A 16,529-nucleotide genomic window follows, 5' to 3' on the forward strand; every position below is an offset into this window, starting at 1 on the left:
GTTGTTAGACTGGCCCTAGGAGGCCAGTTGGGACCGCTGGGTGGACCGGATCTGACCGTCGCGCGGCATCACCAAACGTTGTACCGGGCGATGCTGGTGGTCTTTCCCCTGGCGGCGCTGGCGATCGCCGCGGCCTACTGGCTGGACCTGAGGGCCCACGGCACGGTGCGAAGCCCGGTGGACCGGGTCGGGCTGCCGTTGCTCTTTTTGGGCCTGTTGCTGGCCACGTTCTGGATCTACCGGCGTCCGGAGAAGGTGCCGCGGGTGGGCCGTGCGGTCTTTCTCTGGGTCGGAGCCTACATCCTCGCCGCAAGCCTTTATCAGTTCTTCGATTTCGTCCCTGAAGCCGGGCGCTTGAGCGAGGTGACCTACTGGGTCTTTCCCCTCTTCGTGGGTGCGCAGCTTGCCTTCAACCCGCGCACGGCGTTCTGGCTGGGGTTGGGGGCCTGGGGGCTGCTCGGCCTCGCGGGGGGGCGGTTCGCCTTGCAAGACCCGGTGATCGCGAACGCGCTCTTGCAGTTTGAGGCCGCGGGCCTCGCCGCCCTGGGCCTTGGGCACCTCCTCGGGTTGCACCGTCGCTGGTACGCCGAGGCTCAGCGCGAAGCGGCCTTCGACGCGCTGACCGGCCTCGCCAACCGCCGCCAGATGCAGCGGGTGCTCGAGCACCTCTACGCGCGGGGGCTGCGCCATGGCGAGCCCTTTTCGGTCATCCTCTTCGACTTCGACGACTTCAAGCGGATCAACGACACCCTGGGCCACTGGGTGGGGGACGAGGTGCTCGTTCAGGCAGCGCGGCAGCTCAAAGGACAGGTGCGCGCCAGCGACTGGATGGGGCGCTGGGGCGGGGAGGAGTTTTTGGTCGCGCTTCCCGGGGCGGGGCTCGAGGACGCGGCCCGCCAGGCCGAGCGGCTCTCGGAGGCGTTGAAGGGGATGACCGTGCACGGGGCGAAGCTCTCCGCCAGTTTCGGCGTGGCCGAGTGGATGCCGACGGAAAGCCTCACCGCCCTGCTCAGCCGGGTGGACGCGGCGATGTACCGCGCCAAGCAAAAGGGCAAGGGCCGGGTCGAACCGGCCCCGGCCCCCGATGAGACGCTCTCGGCCTAGATGCCTGCGGCGGCGCGCAGCGCCTCCACCTTGCGGGTCGCCTCCCAGGGGAAGCCCTCACGGCCAAAGTGGCCGTAGGCCGAGGTGGGGGTGTAGATCGGGCGCAGGAGGTCGAGCTCCTCGATGATCGCCAGCGGCCGTGGATCGAAGACCTCGGCGGCGATCGCGGTTAGCCGGTCGTCGGGGAGCTTGCCGGTGCCGAAGGTCTCGACCCGGATCGAGACCGGCCGGGCCTTACCGATCGCGTAGGCGAGCTCCACCAGGGCCCGCTCGGCGAGGCCCGCGGCGACCAGGTTCTTGGCCATGTAGCGGGCGTAGTAGCTGGCCGAACGGTCCACCTTGGTGGGGTCCTTCCCGGAGAAGGCGCCGCCGCCGTGGGGGACCACCCCGCCGTAGGTGTCGACGATGACCTTGCGCCCGGTGAGGCCGGTGTCGGCGTGGGGACCGCCGAGGACGAACTTGCCCGAAGGGTTGATCAGGTACTCGGTCTCCGGCCTCAGGTACTCCTCGGGGATGGCCTGCCGCACCACCTTCTGGATCACGTCCTCGCGGATCGTCTCCAGGTCCACCTCGGGGGAGTGCTGGGTGGAGACGACCACGGTCTTGACGTAAAGGGGGCGGTCGTCCTCGTAAACCACGGTGACCTGGGCCTTGCCGTCCGGCCTGAGGTAGGGGAGCTCCTGCTTGCGCCGGGCCTCGGCGAGGCGCATCGTGATCCCGTGGGCGAGGGTGATGGGGAGCGGCATCAGGTTCGGGGTCTCGGTGGTGGCGTAGCCGAACATCAGCCCCTGGTCACCGGCCCCGATGCGGTCGAGGGGGTCGGTGGACTTCTCCACCCTGACCTCGTAGGAGAGGTTGACCCCGCCGGCGATGTCCGGGCTCTGCTCGTCGATCGCGGTGAGCACCGCGCAGGTGTCGCCGTCGAAGCCGTACTTGGCCCGGGTGTAGCCGACGTCCTTGACCGTCTTGCGCACCAGGCCGGGGATGTCCACGTACCCCTTGGTGGTGATCTCCCCGGCGACGAAGACCAGCCCGGTGGTGACCAGGGTCTCGGCCGCGACCCGGGCCCCCTTGTCCTGGGCCAGCATGGCGTCGAGGATCGCGTCCGAGATGCGGTCCGCGAGCTTGTCCGGGTGTCCTTCGGTGACCGATTCCGAGGTGATGAGCTTTTTCAATGTCCCGACCTCCCGAGAAAAAAGCCGGCCCGATGGCCGGCTTTTGAGTATACAACGTCGCCCCTAGGGGGCATAGCGCTTGAGGATGAGAACCGCGTTCTGCCCGCCGAAGGCGAAGGAGTTGGAGAGCGCGTACGCGAACTCGGCCGGGCGCGGGGCGTTGGGGACGAAGTCCAGGTCGAGCTCGGGGTCCGGATCGTCGTAGTTGATCGTGGGCGGCAGGATCTGGCGTTCGAGGGCCTGGGCGGTGGCGATGGCCTCGACCGCGCCCGCCGCGCCCAGGAGGTGGCCGGTCATGGACTTGGTCGAGGAGACCGCGAGCTGGTAGGCGTGGGGTCCGAAGACCTTCTTGATGGCCTTGACCTCGACGCGGTCGTTGTGCGGGGTGCTGGTGCCGTGGGCGTTGATGTAGCCGATCGCGGTCTTCTCGATCCCGGCCTCTTCGATCGCCCGCTCCATCGCCAGCACCGCGCCCAGGCCCTCGGGGTGGGGCTCGGTGATGTGGTGGGCGTCGGCGCTCTGCCCGAAGCCGACGACCTCGGCGTAGATCTTCGCGCCGCGAGCCAGGGCGTGGTCCAGGGACTCGAGCACCAGCACCCCTGCCCCCTCGCCCATGACGAAGCCGTCACGGCTCTTGGTGAAGGGGCGCGAGGCCTTCTCCGGGGCGTCGTTCCGGGTCGAGAGGGCCTTCATCACCGCGAAGCCGCCCACCGCCATGGGGGTGATCGGGGCCTCCGCGCCGCCGGTGAACATCACCTCCGCGAAGCCCTGCTTGATCAGCCGGTAGGCGTTGCCCACCGCGTCGGTCCCGGTGGCGCAGGCGGTGACCACGGTGCTCGAGGGCCCGGTCAGGCCATAGCGCATCGCGACGTGGGCCGAGGCCATGTTGGAGATCACCATGGGGATGAAGAAGGGGGAGAGGCGGTGCGGGCCGCGCTCGAAGTAGATCTTGAACTGCTCCTCCCAGGTCCGGATCCCGCCGATCCCGCTGCCGATCAGGGTGCCGACGCGCGTTTTGTCTTCCTCGTCGAGCTTAAGGCCGCTGTCCTCGAGCGCGAGCTGGGCCGCGATCAGCGTGAGGTGGACGAAGCGGTCCAGCCGCCGGGCCTCCTTGCGGTCCAGGTACTGGCTGATGTCGACGTCGACCTCGCCAGCGATCTTGACCGGGAGCTTGTAGGCCTCGGGGTCGTACTGGGTGATGCGGCGGATCCCGCTCTTGCCCTCGAGCTGGGCCCGGTGGAAGGCCTCGGCCCCCACCCCGATCGGGGTGACCGGCCCCAGCCCGGTGACGACGACGCGGCGCACGTCCCTAACCGACCCGCGACTCGATGAACTTGATCGCGTCCCCGACGGTGCGGATCTTCTCGGCCTCTTCGTCGGAAATCTCGAGGCCGAACTCGTCCTCGAGCCCCATGATCAGCTCGACGATGTCCAGGCTGTCCGCCCCCAAATCCTCGATGAAGCGGGCCTCGGGGACGACCTTCTCGGGCTCCACGTCGAGCTTTTCCACGATCACCGCTTTGACCTTTTCGAAAACGTCCATGACGTACCTCCAACGCGAGATTATACATGCCCCTAATGGGGCGTGAGCCCGCCGTCGACGCAGATCGTCTGCCCGTTGATGTAGGCGGCGTCTTCCGAGGCCAAAAAGGCCACCAGCTTGGCCACCTCCTCGGGGCGGCCAAAGCGCCCGGCGGGGATCTCCTTCAAATAGGCTTCGCGCACCGCCTCGGGGAGGGCGGCGGTCATGTCGGTCTCGATGAACCCTGGCGCGACCGCGTTGACCGTGATGCCCCGGGCGGCGTACTCCTTGGCCGCGGAGCGGGTGAACCCGATCAGCCCCGCCTTTGCCGCCGTGTAGTTGCTCTGTCCCGCCGGCCCCAGGAGGCCGGAGACGCTGGCGATGTTGATCACCCGGCCCCACTTGCGCCGCATCATCTTCTTGATCGCCTCCCGGGTGAGGACGAAGGCGGCGGTGAGGTTGGTCTGCAGGACGGCGAGCCAGTCCTCGTCCTTGAGGCGCACCAGGAGGTTGTCTCGGGTGATGCCGGCGTTGTTGACCAGGACGTCGACCCCGCCGAGGGCGGCCTCGGCCTCCTGATAGAGGCGCTTGGCCGCCTCGAGGTCGCTAAGGTCGGCGCCGAGCACCTCGACCTGGGCCGCGCCCAGGGCGCGCGCGGCTTCGGCGACCTCCTTTGCGGCGGCGGCGTTCCTGCCGTAGTGCACCGCGACCCGGTGGCCGGCGCGGGCGAACTCGAGCAGGATCGCCCGCCCGATGCCCCGGCTGGAGCCGGTGACCAAAACCCCTTTTACCTCAGCCATCCCAGCACCTCCTCGAGCCCGGCCGGGTCCTCGACGCTGGCCGCGCGGGCGTCCTTGAGGGTGCGCCGCACCAGCCCGGTGAGGACCTTGCCCGGGCCGAACTCCACGTAGGTCTCGGGACCGATCGCCGCCAGGCTTTCGGAAAAGCGCACTGGCGCGGTGATCTGCTCGATCAGGAGGCGTCTTGCGGCCTCTCCCTCGGTGACCGGCCGGGCGGTGGCGTTGGCCCAGACGGGAAAGGCGGGGTCGGAGAAGGCCACCTCGTTCAGGGCCTCGGCCAGCCTCGCCGCCGCCGGGGCCATGAGGGGAGAGTGGAAAGGGGCGCTGACGTTGAGGAAGACGACCCGGGCGCGCTTGGCTTTGAGCGCCTCCGCGGCGGCCTCGACCGCGGCCTTCTTCCCGGAGATCACCACCTGCCCGGGGGCGTTGAGGTTGGCGATCCAGACGCCTTCCATGGCGTCGACCACCGGCGCGATCGCCTCCAGGGGAAGCTTGAGCACCGCGGCCATCGCCCCCTCCCCGACCGGGACCGCCTCTTGCATGTAGCGCCCCCTTAGCCGCACCAGCCGCAGGGCGTCCTCGAAGGGCAGGGTTCCGGCGGCGACGTGGGCCGTCCACTCCCCGAGGGAGTGACCGAGCGCCGCGTTGGGCGCGGGGAGTCCCGCGGCGCGGGCCGCGGCGTAGGCCGCGTAGCCGGCGGCGAGGAGCGCGGGCTGGGCGTTCTCGGTGAGGGTGAGGGTCTCGATCGGCCCCTCGAACATCAGCTTGAGCAGGCCGGGGAGGGTGGCCTCGGCGCGGTCCAGGACCTCGCGGGCGGCCGGGCTGGCCTCGTAGAAGGCCCGGGCCATCCCTACCTGCTGCGAGCCCTGGCCGGGAAAGAGCGCGATCATGGCGCCTCTCCCCAGGTGTGCACCGCCGCCGCCCAGGTCAGCCCCGCGCCGAAGGAGACGAAGAGGAGGTGGTCGCCAGGACGCACCTTGCCCGCGTCCAGCGCCTCCTTGAGCGCCAGGGGAATCGAGGCGGTCGAGGTGTTGCCGTACTCGTCGAGGTTGACCACCACCCGGTCCCAGTCCAGCCCCAGCCGCTGACGCGCGGCGTCGACGATGCGCAGGTTGGCCTGGTGGGGGACGAAGAGGCGGATTTCCTCCTTTTTGAGCCCCGCCTTCTCGATGGCCTCGAGGGTCGCGGTGTCCATGACCCGGACCGCGAACTTGAAGACCTCGCGTCCGTTCATGTAGATGCGGTCGTTCATCCGCGTGCCGTCGGGGAGGCTGGCGGCCAGCGCCTTCATGTGCAAGGTGGGGCCGCCGGCGCCGTCGGCCCCGAGGACGAACGAGCGAAAGCCCTGCCCCTCGGGGACCGGTCCCAGGACCGCGGCCCCCGCGGCGTCGCCGAAGAGGACCGCGGTGGCGCGATCGCGCCAGTCCACGGCCTTGGAGAGCACCTCGGCGCCGATCACCAGCGCCTTCTTCACCATCCCCGCCTCGATCTGTCCAGCGGCCTGGGCCAAGGCGTAGAGCCAGCCCGGGCAGCCGGCGAGCAGGTCGTAGGCTGCGGCCTTGAGCCCGAAGCGGTCCTGGACCAGCGCCGCGGTGTTGGGGAACATCGCGTCCGGGGTGTTGGTGGCGACGATCACCAGCTCGACGCCTTCAAGCGCCTCTTCGCCGTGGCGCGCGATCAGGTCTCTGACCGCCTTTTCGGCGAGGTCAAAGGTGAACTCGTTTTCCGCGGCCACGTGCCGGCGGCGGATCCCGGTGCGGGTGCGGATCCACTCGTCCGAGGTGTCCATAAACGAAGCCAGGTCCTCGTTGGTGAGGACCTTGGCCGGGGCGTAGGCCCCGAGGGCGAGGATGCCGGCCGGCATCTAGGCCTCCGGCAGGTCCAGGACCTTCTCGCCCTTGTAGTAGCCGCACTCCGGGCAGACCGCGTGGGGGGGCTTCATCGCCCCGCACTGGGGACAGGCGACGAGGGTGGGAGCGCTGAGCGCGTGGTGGCTACGCCGCTTGTCCCGGCGGGACTTCGACGTCTTCTTCTTGGGTACGGGGTGCTTGGCCATGTCCTTCCTCCTTCATCCTCCGCCGGCAGCTCGCCGGGCCGAAGGGCGATTATAGCAAACCTTTGGCTTAGAGGTCCTCGAGGAGGTTTTGCAGCGCCAGGAACGGGGTCTTGGCCTTGAGCTGGGCGGCGTGGCCGCAGTCGGTCTCGTTGAGGTCGGCGCCGCAGACCGGGCAGAGCCCCGCGCACGCCTCGTGGCAGAGCGCGGTCAGGGGCATCTCCAGGGCGAAGGCTTCGCTGAGGAAACCGGAGAGGTCGAGCTCGGGCTTGCCAAAGAGGTAGAGGTCCTCCTCGGGTTCCTCGACCAGCTTCACCCCTTCGACCCCGGGCTGGTAGTGCAGGAGGTGCTGGAAGTAGGCGTGGATGGGCACCGGGGTCGGCTTCAGGCAGCGCCGGCACTCCATCATCGCGGTGCCGTGGATCTCGCCGGAGAGCCAGAACTCCCCGCCGTAGCTGGAGACGGTGACCTTCCAGCTGGCCTTCTCTTGAAGCGGGATCGCCCTCGCGCCCTCGCCGATCGCGCCCTTGATCACCCCCTCGGCGCGTTTTTCGCCGGGCTCCTTGAGGATGCCGGCGAGGTTGATGCTTTGCGGTTCGTGCTTGTCCATATCCGACCGATTCTAGCCCGCGCAAGGGGTTTAGGTCAACCTTGAGAGCGGCTATGCATAAATATAGAAAAGCGTTGGGGACGCAAAGGTTGTGCTAGCATGGCGGGGTGATGCGACGGGTTGGCATCCTCGGTGTGCCGATGGACCTTGGTGCCGGAAGGCGAGGGGTGGACATGGGCCCCAGCGCGGTGCGCTACGCGCGCTTACAGGAAACCCTGGAGGCCCTCGGGCTCGGGGTGGAGGACCACGGGGACCTCGAGGTCCCGGTGGTCGAGACCCTAAGGCGCCGGACTGCGGCGCGGCCCCCTTACTACGCGGCGGAGATCGCCGCGGTCGCCGAACGCCTTTGCCAGCGGCTTCAGGCCCTGCCCGAAGACGCCTTCCCCCTGATCCTCGGCGGGGATCACGCGATCGCGCTGGGCTCGGTGCCCGGGGTTGCCCGGGGACAGCGCACGGGGCTGATCTGGGTGGATGCCCACGGGGACTTCAACACCCCGGAGACCAGCCCCTCGGGGAACGTCCACGGTATGCCGCTCGCGGCGCTCTTGGGCTTCGGCGCGCCGCCGCTCGTCGAGGTCTGCGGCCCGGGGCCCAAGCTGCGGCCCGAGGACGTCGTGCTGATCGGGGTACGCGCGTTGGACCCCGGGGAGCGCGAGCTGATCCGCGCGAGCGGGGTCAGCGTCTTCACCATGAGCGAGGTGGACCGCATGGGGATCGCCCGGGTAACCGCCGAGGCGGTGGCCCGGTTGAAAGGGCTGCCCGCGGTCCACGTCTCCTTCGACGTCGACGTGCTCGACCCGGAGATCGCCCCGGGGGTGGGAACGCCGGTCCCCGGCGGCCTGACCTACCGCGAGGCGCACCTCTTGATGGAGCTCCTCTACGCCTCGGGGATCGTGACCAGCATGGAGATCGTCGAGGTCAACCCGATCCTCGACCGCAGGAACCGCACCGCGGAGATCGCCGTCGAGCTCGCGGCCAGCCTGCTCGGCAAGCGGATCCTCTGAGGCGACCCGCTACCAGCGCCCCCAGGCGAGGCCCAGCCGGAGGAGCGCGCGGGCCCGGCCGGGGGTCCACTGGCCGCCGGCGAACGCGGTCAGAGCCAGGCGGGGCGGCCCCGCGAGCACCCAGACGCCGGGTTCGACGACCATTCCCGCCCATCCCGGGCCGGCCCCACCGCCGAGACCCAGCCGCGGCACCACCGCGATCCGAACCGCGCCGTGCCTGGCCCGGTAGGCCTCGAAGCCGAGGAATCCAAGCCCGTAGCCGCCGTCATCGCCCCCGGCCCCCAGGCCCCCGGCATAGAGGCGGCCCATCCGGCCGAACCCTCCGCCGCCGAACTCGAGGCCTCCGCCGGAGGTGATCCCGAGCACGAACCCCCCGGCCGCAAGGCCGAACCCGGTGAGCGCTAGCAGCAGGATGGCCAGCCGCTTCACGCGTTTCGCCTCCGGCAGCCGATCAGGGCGTCGAGCAGAAGGCCGATCCCGAGGCCGATGAAGAGCCCCGCGCCGGTCTTCCCAAAGAGCATCCCCACCCCCATGCCGATCAACAGGAAGGCCCCGGAAAAGGCCCCGCAGGTGCGTCGTCTCATCGCTCATAGTCTAAACTGACCCCGTGCAGGTGATTCCAGCGGTGGACATCCAGGGCGGGCGTGCGGTGCGCCTTTTCGAGGGCGATCCCGCACGGGAGACGGTCTACTTCGAGGATCCCCTCGAGGCCGCGCGCGCCTGGCAGGAAAAGGGCGCCACGTACTTGCACCTGGTGGACCTCGACGCGGCCACCGGGCGGGGCGAAAACCGCGAGGCGATCGCCCGGATCGCCAAGGCGCTCGCCGTGCCCTTCGAGGTTGGGGGCGGGGTGCGCAGCCTTGAGGCCGCCGAGGCCCTTCTTGGGCTTGGGGCGGATCGGGTGGTGGTGGGCACGGTGGCGGTCCGCGCCCCCGAGGTCCTGCGGGAGATGCTCCAGGCCTTCGGCCCCGAACGGGTGGCGGTCAGCGTCGACGCCCGGGGGCTTTCGGTCACCGTCGCCGGCTGGCAGGAGGGGACCGGCCAAGCGGCCCCCGCGCTCGCCCGCCGGCTCTTCGAGGACGGGGTCCGGACGCTGATCTACACCGACGTGCGCCGGGACGGGACCCTGCGCGGGGTGGACCCGGCGCCGGTGGCGGCGATGCGCGAGGCCTGGCCCGGAACCCTGATCGCCGGGGGCGGGGTGGGGTCCGAGGCCGACCTCGAGCGGCTCGCTTCCCTGGGGGTCGACGCCGCGATCGTCGGCCGCGCCCTCTACGAGGGGCGGATCGACCTTGTGAACTGGGTCTAGCGATGCCCGAGCTGCCCGAGGTCGAGGTCACCCGACGGATTCTTTTGCCCTACGTCGTGGGGCGGCGGATCGAGGCCATCGTCCACGAGGACCCCGAGCGCTACCCGGACCTCGAGCGCGCCCTGGGCCAGCGCGTCCACGCCCTGGATCGCCGCGGCAAGTTCTTGCGCTTCGACCTCGACGCGGGCCACCTCGTCGCCCACCTGGGGATGAGCGGCGGGTTTCGCTTCGCCCCCACCCCGCACACCCGGGTGCGCTTGAAGCTGGGGGCGACCTGGCTTTACTTCCACGACCCCCGCCGGTTCGGGCGGCTTCGTTGGGTGCGCTCCCCCGAGGAGGTCCCCCTCCTCGCCGAGATGGGACCTGAGCCCCTGGACCCGGCCTTCACCCCGGCGGCCTTGAAGCGGGCCCTCTCGGGCACGGCGCGCCCCATCAAGGTCGCGCTGATGGACCAGCGTCTGATCGCCGGCCTCGGCAACATCTACAGCGACGAGGCGCTCTTTCGCGCGCGGATCCACCCCCTCACCCCCGCCCGGGCGCTGGGCCCGCGGCGCGTGGCGCGGCTGCTCGAGGCGATGCGCGAGGTGCTCCTGGCCGCGATCGAGGCCGGGGGCTCGACCCTGAAGGACCAAAGCCACCGGCTCCCCGACGCCCGTCCCGGCTACTTCCAGATCCAGCACGCGGTCTACGGTCGTACCGGCGCGCCCTGTCCGGTCTGCGGCACGCCGATCCAGCGCCTTCGGATCGGCGGGCGGAGCGCCCATTTCTGCCCGCGCTGTCAGCGGACCGGGGGGCGCTTAGCGTCGAAGAAGAGGTAGTCGGCGTAGATCGGCACCTCGAAGTAGACCTTGCCCAGGGCTCGCTCCTCGGGGTCCAGGATCCCGTTCAGGTTGAGGTCGTGGTAGCCGTAGCCGAAGCGGTAGGGACGGGTCTGGTTCTCGTAGGTGCCCTTGGCGGTGGTGAGCTTTTCAACCTCGAAAAAGCGGTGCTTGAGCTGGCCCATCGAGTAGAACTCGACGACCCCGTGGTCGAAGCCGAAGGTGGTGCCGATCGTGCGCCCGACGAGGTTCAGCCGTTCCGGGGAAAAGAGCCAGCGCCAGAGCAAGAAGCCCCCGAGCGCGAGCCCCAGGATCAAGAGCAGGGCGAGGAGAGCGCGCCTCATCGGGCCGGGCAGTAGGCGGGGCCGAAGGCGAACGGGCAGGCCTCGCCGAGCGCGCGGGCCAGCTCCCGGAGGTCCTGGCGCTCGGTGAGGGGGATCCGCAGCGCCTCGCGCTGGGCGTGGTCAGCGAGCCGAAAGGCGGTAAAGAGCTGGACCAGGTCGGCGTTGCCGGCCACCGCCCGGGTCAGCCGCTTTTCCAGGTAGATGCTCTTCGTCTCCAGGGCGATCGCGAAGCGCCGGGCGGCGTCCGGATCGCTCGGCACCTGGACGCGGCCGAGGTAGGGGTTGCGCTTGGGGTAGGTGACCCCGTAGGCCTCGAGCTTTGCGCGCAGGGCCTCGAGCTTTTGGCGCTCGCCGTTGAGGATGCTGCGCAGGGGCTCCACCGGTCCCAGCGCGCCGAGGACCGCAGTGTAAAAGGCGTAGCTCTCATAGGCCCCGCCGCGTCCGGTCAGGGCCTCGATCAGCCCGGCGCGGGCCGCGGGAGTCAGGTAGCCCTGGGCCAGGGCCAGGGCGCCGAGGAGGATAAGGGCGATCGCTCGCTTCATAGCATCCTTACGATACCGTTTGTTGACGCTCTCCGGGGTTTTCCTTAAAATGGCGTTTGCTGGGCGCGGTGAGCGTAGCTCAGCTGGTTAGAGCACCGGTCTGTGGAACCGGGGGTCGTGGGTTCAAGTCCCATCGCTCACCCCAGACGCCGCGCAAGCGGCACGCCGGCGGTCCGGCCGGCCTAGGCGAGGATGGCGGAATTGGTAGACGCGCCAGACTTAGGATCTGGTGGGGTTCACCCGTGCGGGTTCAAGTCCCGCTCCTCGCACCAAGGCCGGACCGCTGTTTTTCATGCGAGGTGAACCGAATGGCAGAGATCCTGGAACAAGAGGGCTACCGGGTCCGCTTCAAGACCGAGGTCCCGGCCGACGAGGTCGAGCGGACCTATAAGGAGGTCCTCGACGCCTACCGCAAGCGACTGCGCGTCCCCGGTTTTCGACCCGGTAAGGCCCCGGACAAGGTGCTGATCGCGCGGATCGGTCCTGAGGCGCTGGCCCAGGAGGTCAAGGACCGGCTGGTGGACCGGGTGCTCCCCGAGGCGATCAAGGCGCTCGAGCTCAACCCGGTCGCGATCCTCTCGATCGAGGGCACCCCGGAGCGGGGGGCGCCGCTGGTGCTCGAGGTCACGCTGGAAAACTACCCCGAGGTCAAGCTCCCCGACTGGCGCGCCTTCACCCTCGAGACCGAGGCCCCGGAGATCGACGAGGCGGCGGTCGAGGCCGCGCTCGAGGAGCTGCGCGAGCGCTACGCCGAGATCGAGACCGTGGACCGCCCCGCCGGCCCCGAGGACCTGGTCGTGGTGGTCACCGACCAGGGCGAGGTGCCGGTGCGCCTGGACCGCGCGCCCCAGCCCGTTCGCGAAGCGCTCCTTGGCAAGCGGGCCAGGGACGAGGTGACGCTTCCCCTCTTGAACGAGGACGGCGCGCCGACCGGCGAGGTCAAGGGCCGGGTCGAGGCGGTCAAGGAGGTGCGGCGCCCCGCCCTCGACGAGGAGTTCGCCAAGACCCTGGGCTACGAGACGCTCGAGGAAGCCCGGGAAAAGATCCGCGAGGCGCTGGAGCGGCGCGCTGCCGAGGAGGCCCTCGAGGCCCGCAAGACCGAGCTTTTGAACCGCTTGGCGGAGGGGCTCGAGGTCGAGGTCCCGCCCTCGATGATCGCCGAGGAGGAGCGGGCGATCTGGCGGGAGATCGCCGAAGACCTGGCGGAGAAGGGGATCCCCTTCGAGGACTACCTCAAGCAGCTCGAGGCCGAGGGGAAGCTTGCGGCCCTCAAGGAGGACGTTCGCAAGGGGGCCGAGCTGCGGGTGCGCCGCGGGCTGGCCTTGGACAAGCTGATCGAGGAGGAGAAGACCGAGCTCAGCGAGGACGAGTGGCGCGCCTACCTCGAGACCCTGGCCAAGCGCTACGGCCTGCCCCCCGAGGAGTTCGAGCGCGCGGTCGGCGCGTCCGCGCTGCGCCGGCTCTACGTGCGGCGGCTCCACGACAAGGCGCTGACCCAGGCGGTGGAGGCGCTGAGCGCCGCCTAACCGGGACACGCCCGGGGACGGGGCGAATGCCCCGTCCCCTTTTCTTTTAACGCTTGACCAAGAACACGAAAACGTTCCGCACGAAAATCCGCGTTATCGTGCAAAGCGTTCATCGAGAATTGGATGCTTGTTCAATATCCTCTTGACGCCTTGCATAAATATCCGCTAGCCTGGTCCCCGTGGAGGGAGGAAGATGAAGCGATACGCGACCTGGTTGACCCTGGCCCTCGTCGGCGCTGCCCTCGCGGAGGAGACGAACGGCGCGGACACCGCCTGGATGCTGACCTCGACCGCGCTGGTGCTGTTGATGACCCCCGCGTTGGCCTTCTTCTACGGCGGCATGGTCGGGCAGAAGAACGTCCTGAACACGATGATGATGAGCTTTTCCGCGCTCGGGGCGGCGGCGCTGGCGTGGGCGCTCTTCGGCTACTCGATCGCCTACGACGCGCTCAGCCCCTACGTCGGCGGGACGGGAATGTTCTTCTTCAAACAGATCGACCTTTCCGGGAGCATGCCCGCCCTGCTCGACGTCGCCTTCCAGGGCACCTTCGCGGTGATCACGGTGGCGCTGATCTCCGGCTCGGTGGTCGGGCGCATGCGCTTTTCCGCCTGGGTGCTCTTCAGCGTGCTCTGGACGCTCCTCGTCTACGCCGTCCTGGCCCACTGGGTTTGGGGGCCCGAGGGCGCGGCGTTCTTGAAGGACCTTGGGGCGCTGGACTTCGCCGGGGGCACGGTCGTGCACATCAACGCCGCCCTCGCGGGGCTCGTCGGGGTCCTGGTTCTGGGGCCGCGCAAGGACTTCGGGCGCGTCGCCTTCCTGCCGCACAACATTCCCTTCGTCCTCCTCGGCGCGGGGCTCTTGTGGTTCGGCTGGTTCGGGTTCAACGGGGGCAGCGCCTACGGGGCCAACGCCTCGGCGGCGCTGGCCTTCACCAACACCTTCCTCGCCCCGGCGGCGACGATCTTCGTCTGGATGCTGCTCGAGGCCTTCCGGGACGGTCGCCCCACCGCGGTGGGCCTGGCCACCGCCGCGGTCGTCGGGCTGGTGGCGATCACCCCCGCGGCCGGATACGTCGGCCCCCTGGGGGCGATCTGGATCGGGGCCATCGCCGCGCTTCCCAGCTACTTCTTCATCACCATCCGTCCCAAGCTCGGCTTGGACGACGCCCTCGACGTCTTCGGCGCCCACGGCCTGGGCGGGATCACCGGGGCGCTGTTGACCGGGGTCTTCGCCTCCAAGGCCTGGGGCGGCACCCCGGGCCTGCTTGAGGGCAACCCGACCCAGCTCTGGATCCAGCTCGTCGCGGTCGTCGCCGCGGGGCTCTACAGCCTGGTCGGGAGCTGGGTGGTCTACAAGCTGGTCGGCCTCTTCGTCCCGCTCCGCGTCGCGCCCAAGGACGAGGCGATCGGCCTGGACGCGGCGATGCACGGGGAGGAGGCCTACCCCGTGGCCGAAGGCGCGATCCTGGTGGATGAAGGGGGTGCGGCATGAAGCTGATCGTGGCCATCATCCGGCCGGAAAAGCTCAACGACGTGTTGGAGGCGTTGTTCAAGGCGGACGTGCGGGGCCTGACCATCACCAAGGTGCTGGGGCACGGCGGGGGCACCGAGCGGGTCGAGGCCTACCGCGGCACCCGGGTCAAGATGGGGCTCTACGACAAGGTCAAGCTCGAGATCGGGGTCTCCGAGCCCTTCGTCAAGCCCACGATCGAGGCCATCCTGGGCGCGGCGCGTACCGGCGAGGTCGGCGACGGCAAGATCTTCGTCCTTCCGGTGGAGAAGGTGATTCGCATCCGCACCGGGGAGGAGGACGAGGCGGCGGTGACCCCGCCCAGGCCGGGCGAGGCCTAGGCCTTTTTGGCGGCAAAGGCCCAAGGGGGCGCCCCCTTGGGCCTTTGCTTACCTTTCCTCCGCGCGTCGGTGTAAGAATGAGGCCAGCATGGTGGTCCCTTACGTAATCGAACAAACCGCGCGCGGCGAGCGCGTCTACGACATCTACTCGCGGCTCTTGAAGGACCGCATCATCTTTCTGGGCACCCCGATCAACGCCCAGGTGGCGAACACCGTGGTGGCCCAGATGCTCTTTTTGGAGGCGCAAAACCCCAACCAGGAGATCAAGCTCTACATCAACTCCCCGGGCGGGGAGATCGACGCGGGCCTCGCCATCTACGACACGATGCAGTACGTCAAGCCCCCGGTCTCCACGATCGTCGTCGGGCTGGCCGCGAGCATGGGGGCGGTGATCGCCGCCGCCGGGGAGCCGGGCCGGCGCTTTGCCCTGCCCAACGCCCGAATCATGATCCACCAGCCCTGGGGCGGCACCCAGGGGCAGGCGGCGGACATCGCCATCGAGGCCCAGGAGATCCTGAAGATGCGCGAGAAGCTCAACCGCATCCTCGCCGAGCACACCGGTCAGCCGCTGGAGAAGGTGGCCCGGGACACCGACCGCAACTACTGGATGAGCGCCGAGGAGGCGGCGGAATACGGCCTCGTGGACAAGGTGGTTCGGCGTGAAGCGGCCTGAGCCGGTCTGCAGCTTTTGCGGCCGGGGGCGCCCCGAGGTCGGGCGGTTCTTCGAGGCCCCCATCGGCGAGGTCTACATCTGCGCGGACTGCGTGGAGCGGGCCTGGTCGCTCTTGGAGGCGGACCGCAAGCGGCAGCGCTTCAAGGGCCCGGCCCGGCTGCCCCGGCCCGCGGAGATCAAGGCCTTTCTCGACGAGTACGTGATCGGTCAGGAGGCGGCGAAGAAGGTCCTCTCGGTCGCGGTCTACAACCACTACAAGCGGTTGCGGCTGGAGGATGAGGAGGAGGTCGAGATCCAAAAGTCCAACGTCCTCCTGATCGGCCCCACCGGAACCGGGAAGACCCTGCTCGCCCAGACCCTGGCCCGCAAGCTCGACGTGCCCTTCGCGATCGCCGACGCGACCACCCTGACCGAGGCTGGCTACGTCGGCGAGGACGTGGAGAACGTGGTGCTGCGCCTGCTGCAGGCCGCGGACTTCGACGTCGAGGCCGCCGAGCGGGGGATCATCTACATCGACGAGATCGACAAGATCGCGCGCAAGTCGGAGGGCCCCTCGATCACCCGTGACGTCTCCGGGGAGGGGGTACAGCAGGCGCTGTTGAAGATCATCGAGGGCACCGTGGCCCACGTTCCGCCCCAGGGCGGGCGCAAGCACCCGCACCAGGAGCTGATCCCGGTCAACACCAAGCACATCCTCTTCATCCTCGGCGGGGCCTTCGAAGGGCTCGAGGGCATCGTCAAGGCCCGGGTGGACCAGAACCCGATCGGCTTCGCCGCCGAAAAGAAGGCCGAGGGCAGGCCCGAGGTCATCCCCGAGGACCTGGTGAAGTTCGGGCTGATCCCTGAGTTCGTGGGACGGGTGCCGGTCATCGTCGAGCTCGAGGACCTCGACGAGGAGGCCCTGGTCCGCATCCTCACCGAGCCCAGGAACGCCCTCGTCAAGCAGTACCAAAAGCTCTTTGCCCTGGAGGGGGTCGAGCTCAGCTTCACCCCCGCCGCGCTGCGGGAGATCGCTCGCCGGGCCAAGGCCCGGGGGACCGGGGCCCGGGGCCTGCGCGCGGTCGTCGAGCGGGCGATGGTGGAGCTGATGTACGCCCTGCCCGAGGCCGGCGTGCGGCGGGTGGTCTTCGACCTGCCACACCTCGACGATCCCCTGGCGGCGCTTCGCGACGGCGGCCTGCGGCAGGCGGGCTAGGAG

21 protein-coding genes and 2 tRNA genes are annotated in these 16,529 nt (G+C 69.5%); 11 read left to right on the forward strand and 12 right to left on the reverse strand.

The features are described 5' to 3' along the window. Positions 1-27 precede the first annotated feature (27 nt). Positions 28-1,104, forward strand: coding sequence for a GGDEF domain-containing protein (locus ACZ48Y_RS00850; protein WP_464741225.1), 1,077 nt, complete (start codon positions 28-30; stop codon positions 1,102-1,104). On the opposite strand, the gene metK is transcribed toward ACZ48Y_RS00850, so the two are convergent. From metK to ACZ48Y_RS00890, 8 genes are all read right to left on the reverse strand, one after another. Continuing rightward, a complete protein-coding gene (metK, locus tag ACZ48Y_RS00855) occupies positions 1,101-2,279 on the reverse strand; it encodes a methionine adenosyltransferase (protein ID WP_464741227.1) in 1,179 nt (392 codons plus the stop codon). The two genes, ACZ48Y_RS00850 and metK, sit on opposite strands and share 4 nt — an antisense overlap. Positions 2,280-2,342: 63 nt before the next feature. Further along, positions 2,343-3,584, reverse strand: a complete 1,242-nt coding sequence (gene fabF / locus ACZ48Y_RS00860) for a beta-ketoacyl-ACP synthase II (RefSeq protein ID WP_464741229.1) — start codon at positions 3,582-3,584, stop codon at positions 2,343-2,345. 4 nt (positions 3,585-3,588) lie between these two features. Further along, positions 3,589-3,822 (reverse strand): acyl carrier protein, encoded by a 234-nt coding sequence (gene acpP, locus ACZ48Y_RS00865; protein WP_464741231.1) that lies wholly within the window; start codon positions 3,820-3,822, stop codon positions 3,589-3,591. Between the two features lie 32 nt (positions 3,823-3,854). Beyond that, the gene (fabG, locus tag ACZ48Y_RS00870; RefSeq protein ID WP_464741233.1) at positions 3,855-4,601 is read right to left on the reverse strand and encodes a 3-oxoacyl-[acyl-carrier-protein] reductase; all 747 of its coding nucleotides are present in this window, start codon (positions 4,599-4,601) and stop codon (positions 3,855-3,857) included. Beyond that, a complete protein-coding gene (gene fabD / locus ACZ48Y_RS00875) occupies positions 4,589-5,491 on the reverse strand; it encodes an ACP S-malonyltransferase (RefSeq protein ID WP_464741235.1) in 903 nt (300 codons plus the stop codon). Before fabD ends, fabG begins: the two co-directional genes overlap by 13 nt. Then, positions 5,488-6,465 (reverse strand): beta-ketoacyl-ACP synthase III, encoded by a 978-nt coding sequence (locus tag ACZ48Y_RS00880; RefSeq protein WP_464741237.1) that lies wholly within the window; start codon positions 6,463-6,465, stop codon positions 5,488-5,490. Before ACZ48Y_RS00880 ends, fabD begins: the two co-directional genes overlap by 4 nt. After that, positions 6,466-6,657, reverse strand: coding sequence for a 50S ribosomal protein L32 (rpmF, locus tag ACZ48Y_RS00885; RefSeq protein WP_464741239.1), 192 nt, complete (start codon positions 6,655-6,657; stop codon positions 6,466-6,468). Positions 6,658-6,724: 67 nt separating this feature from the next. Beyond that, the gene (locus tag ACZ48Y_RS00890) at positions 6,725-7,264 is read right to left on the reverse strand and encodes a YceD family protein (RefSeq protein WP_464741241.1); all 540 of its coding nucleotides are present in this window, start codon (positions 7,262-7,264) and stop codon (positions 6,725-6,727) included. Positions 7,265-7,374: 110 nt separating this feature from the next. On the opposite strand from ACZ48Y_RS00890, the gene rocF reads away from it, so the two are divergent. Then, positions 7,375-8,268: an arginase gene (gene rocF, locus ACZ48Y_RS00895; protein WP_464741243.1), complete on the forward strand. Its 894-nt coding sequence runs from the start codon at positions 7,375-7,377 to the stop codon at positions 8,266-8,268. 9 nt (positions 8,269-8,277) lie between these two features. Here rocF and ACZ48Y_RS00900 read toward each other — a convergent pair whose 3' ends face one another. Together ACZ48Y_RS00900 and ACZ48Y_RS00905 are read right to left on the reverse strand one after the other, a co-directional pair. Continuing rightward, the gene (locus tag ACZ48Y_RS00900; protein ID WP_464741245.1) at positions 8,278-8,697 is read right to left on the reverse strand and encodes a hypothetical protein; all 420 of its coding nucleotides are present in this window, start codon (positions 8,695-8,697) and stop codon (positions 8,278-8,280) included. Beyond that, on the reverse strand, positions 8,694-8,852 hold the full coding sequence (locus tag ACZ48Y_RS00905) for a hypothetical protein (RefSeq protein ID WP_464741247.1): 159 nt from the start codon (positions 8,850-8,852) through the stop codon (positions 8,694-8,696). Before ACZ48Y_RS00905 ends, ACZ48Y_RS00900 begins: the two co-directional genes overlap by 4 nt. A 23-nt stretch (positions 8,853-8,875) precedes the next feature. Between ACZ48Y_RS00905 and hisA the strand changes: the two genes are divergently transcribed. Together hisA and mutM are read left to right on the forward strand one after the other, a co-directional pair. Next, positions 8,876-9,577, forward strand: a complete 702-nt coding sequence (gene hisA, locus ACZ48Y_RS00910) for a 1-(5-phosphoribosyl)-5-[(5-phosphoribosylamino)methylideneamino]imidazole-4-carboxamide isomerase (protein WP_464741249.1) — start codon at positions 8,876-8,878, stop codon at positions 9,575-9,577. 2 nt (positions 9,578-9,579) lie between these two features. Then, the gene (gene mutM, locus ACZ48Y_RS00915) at positions 9,580-10,395 is read left to right on the forward strand and encodes a bifunctional DNA-formamidopyrimidine glycosylase/DNA-(apurinic or apyrimidinic site) lyase (RefSeq protein ID WP_464741251.1); all 816 of its coding nucleotides are present in this window, start codon (positions 9,580-9,582) and stop codon (positions 10,393-10,395) included. Here mutM and ACZ48Y_RS00920 read toward each other — a convergent pair. Further along, complete coding sequence (locus ACZ48Y_RS00920; protein WP_464741253.1) at positions 10,356-10,739, reverse strand: hypothetical protein; 384 nt, start codon at positions 10,737-10,739, stop codon at positions 10,356-10,358. The two genes, mutM and ACZ48Y_RS00920, sit on opposite strands and share 40 nt — an antisense overlap. Next, the gene (locus tag ACZ48Y_RS00925; RefSeq protein ID WP_464741255.1) at positions 10,736-11,281 is read right to left on the reverse strand and encodes an apurinic/apyrimidinic endonuclease family protein; all 546 of its coding nucleotides are present in this window, start codon (positions 11,279-11,281) and stop codon (positions 10,736-10,738) included. Before ACZ48Y_RS00925 ends, ACZ48Y_RS00920 begins: the two co-directional genes overlap by 4 nt. A gap of 68 nt (positions 11,282-11,349) precedes the next feature. On the opposite strand from ACZ48Y_RS00925, the gene ACZ48Y_RS00930 reads away from it, so the two are divergent. The 7 genes from ACZ48Y_RS00930 to clpX all read left to right on the forward strand — a co-directional run bounded on the left by ACZ48Y_RS00930 (position 11,350) and on the right by clpX (position 16,526). After that, a tRNA-His gene (locus ACZ48Y_RS00930) sits at positions 11,350-11,426 on the forward strand. A 41-nt stretch (positions 11,427-11,467) separates the two neighbouring features. Next, positions 11,468-11,553, forward strand: a tRNA-Leu gene (locus ACZ48Y_RS00935). A gap of 36 nt (positions 11,554-11,589) precedes the next feature. After that, entirely contained in the window at positions 11,590-12,807 is a 1,218-nt protein-coding gene (gene tig, locus ACZ48Y_RS00940; protein ID WP_464741257.1) for a trigger factor, read from the forward strand. A gap of 193 nt (positions 12,808-13,000) precedes the next feature. Further along, positions 13,001-14,299 carry an ammonium transporter gene (locus ACZ48Y_RS00945; protein WP_464741259.1) on the forward strand — a complete coding sequence of 433 codons (1,299 nt, stop codon included), beginning with the start codon at positions 13,001-13,003 and terminating at the stop codon, positions 14,297-14,299. Continuing rightward, positions 14,296-14,658, forward strand: coding sequence for a P-II family nitrogen regulator (locus ACZ48Y_RS00950; protein WP_464741261.1), 363 nt, complete (start codon positions 14,296-14,298; stop codon positions 14,656-14,658). The genes ACZ48Y_RS00945 and ACZ48Y_RS00950 overlap by 4 nt, the downstream gene beginning before the upstream one ends. 88 nt (positions 14,659-14,746) lie before the next feature. Beyond that, positions 14,747-15,331 (forward strand): ATP-dependent Clp endopeptidase proteolytic subunit ClpP, encoded by a 585-nt coding sequence (gene clpP, locus ACZ48Y_RS00955; protein ID WP_464741263.1) that lies wholly within the window; start codon positions 14,747-14,749, stop codon positions 15,329-15,331. Further along, positions 15,318-16,526 carry an ATP-dependent Clp protease ATP-binding subunit ClpX gene (clpX, locus tag ACZ48Y_RS00960; RefSeq protein ID WP_464741265.1) on the forward strand — a complete coding sequence of 403 codons (1,209 nt, stop codon included), beginning with the start codon at positions 15,318-15,320 and terminating at the stop codon, positions 16,524-16,526. The genes clpP and clpX overlap by 14 nt, the downstream gene beginning before the upstream one ends. Positions 16,527-16,529: the final 3 nt, after the last annotated feature.

It is taken from the genome of Rhabdothermus arcticus, from assembly GCF_055382915.1.

Excerpts from the sequence above, each read along its gene's own strand:
- acpP (WP_464741231.1), bottom strand. The coding sequence starts at position 3,822 with ATGGACGTTTTCGAAAAGGTCAAAGCGGTGATCGTGGAAAAGCTCGAC.
- fabG (WP_464741233.1), bottom strand. The coding sequence starts at position 4,601 with ATGGCTGAGGTAAAAGGGGTTTTGGTCACCGGCTCCAGCCGGGGCATC.
- fabD (WP_464741235.1), bottom strand. The coding sequence starts at position 5,491 with ATGATCGCGCTCTTTCCCGGCCAGGGCTCGCAGCAGGTAGGGATGGCC.
- ACZ48Y_RS00880 (WP_464741237.1), bottom strand. The coding sequence starts at position 6,465 with ATGCCGGCCGGCATCCTCGCCCTCGGGGCCTACGCCCCGGCCAAGGTC.
- rpmF (WP_464741239.1), bottom strand. The coding sequence starts at position 6,657 with ATGGCCAAGCACCCCGTACCCAAGAAGAAGACGTCGAAGTCCCGCCGG.
- ACZ48Y_RS00890 (WP_464741241.1), bottom strand. The coding sequence starts at position 7,264 with ATGGACAAGCACGAACCGCAAAGCATCAACCTCGCCGGCATCCTCAAG.
- rocF (WP_464741243.1), top strand. The coding sequence starts at position 7,375 with ATGCGACGGGTTGGCATCCTCGGTGTGCCGATGGACCTTGGTGCCGGA.
- ACZ48Y_RS00905 (WP_464741247.1), bottom strand. The coding sequence starts at position 8,852 with ATGAGACGACGCACCTGCGGGGCCTTTTCCGGGGCCTTCCTGTTGATC.
- mutM (WP_464741251.1), top strand. The coding sequence starts at position 9,580 with ATGCCCGAGCTGCCCGAGGTCGAGGTCACCCGACGGATTCTTTTGCCC.
- ACZ48Y_RS00920 (WP_464741253.1), bottom strand. The coding sequence starts at position 10,739 with ATGAGGCGCGCTCTCCTCGCCCTGCTCTTGATCCTGGGGCTCGCGCTC.
- ACZ48Y_RS00925 (WP_464741255.1), bottom strand. The coding sequence starts at position 11,281 with ATGAAGCGAGCGATCGCCCTTATCCTCCTCGGCGCCCTGGCCCTGGCC.
- tig (WP_464741257.1), top strand. The coding sequence starts at position 11,590 with ATGGCAGAGATCCTGGAACAAGAGGGCTACCGGGTCCGCTTCAAGACC.
- ACZ48Y_RS00945 (WP_464741259.1), top strand. The coding sequence starts at position 13,001 with ATGAAGCGATACGCGACCTGGTTGACCCTGGCCCTCGTCGGCGCTGCC.
- ACZ48Y_RS00950 (WP_464741261.1), top strand. The coding sequence starts at position 14,296 with ATGAAGCTGATCGTGGCCATCATCCGGCCGGAAAAGCTCAACGACGTG.
- clpP (WP_464741263.1), top strand. The coding sequence starts at position 14,747 with ATGGTGGTCCCTTACGTAATCGAACAAACCGCGCGCGGCGAGCGCGTC.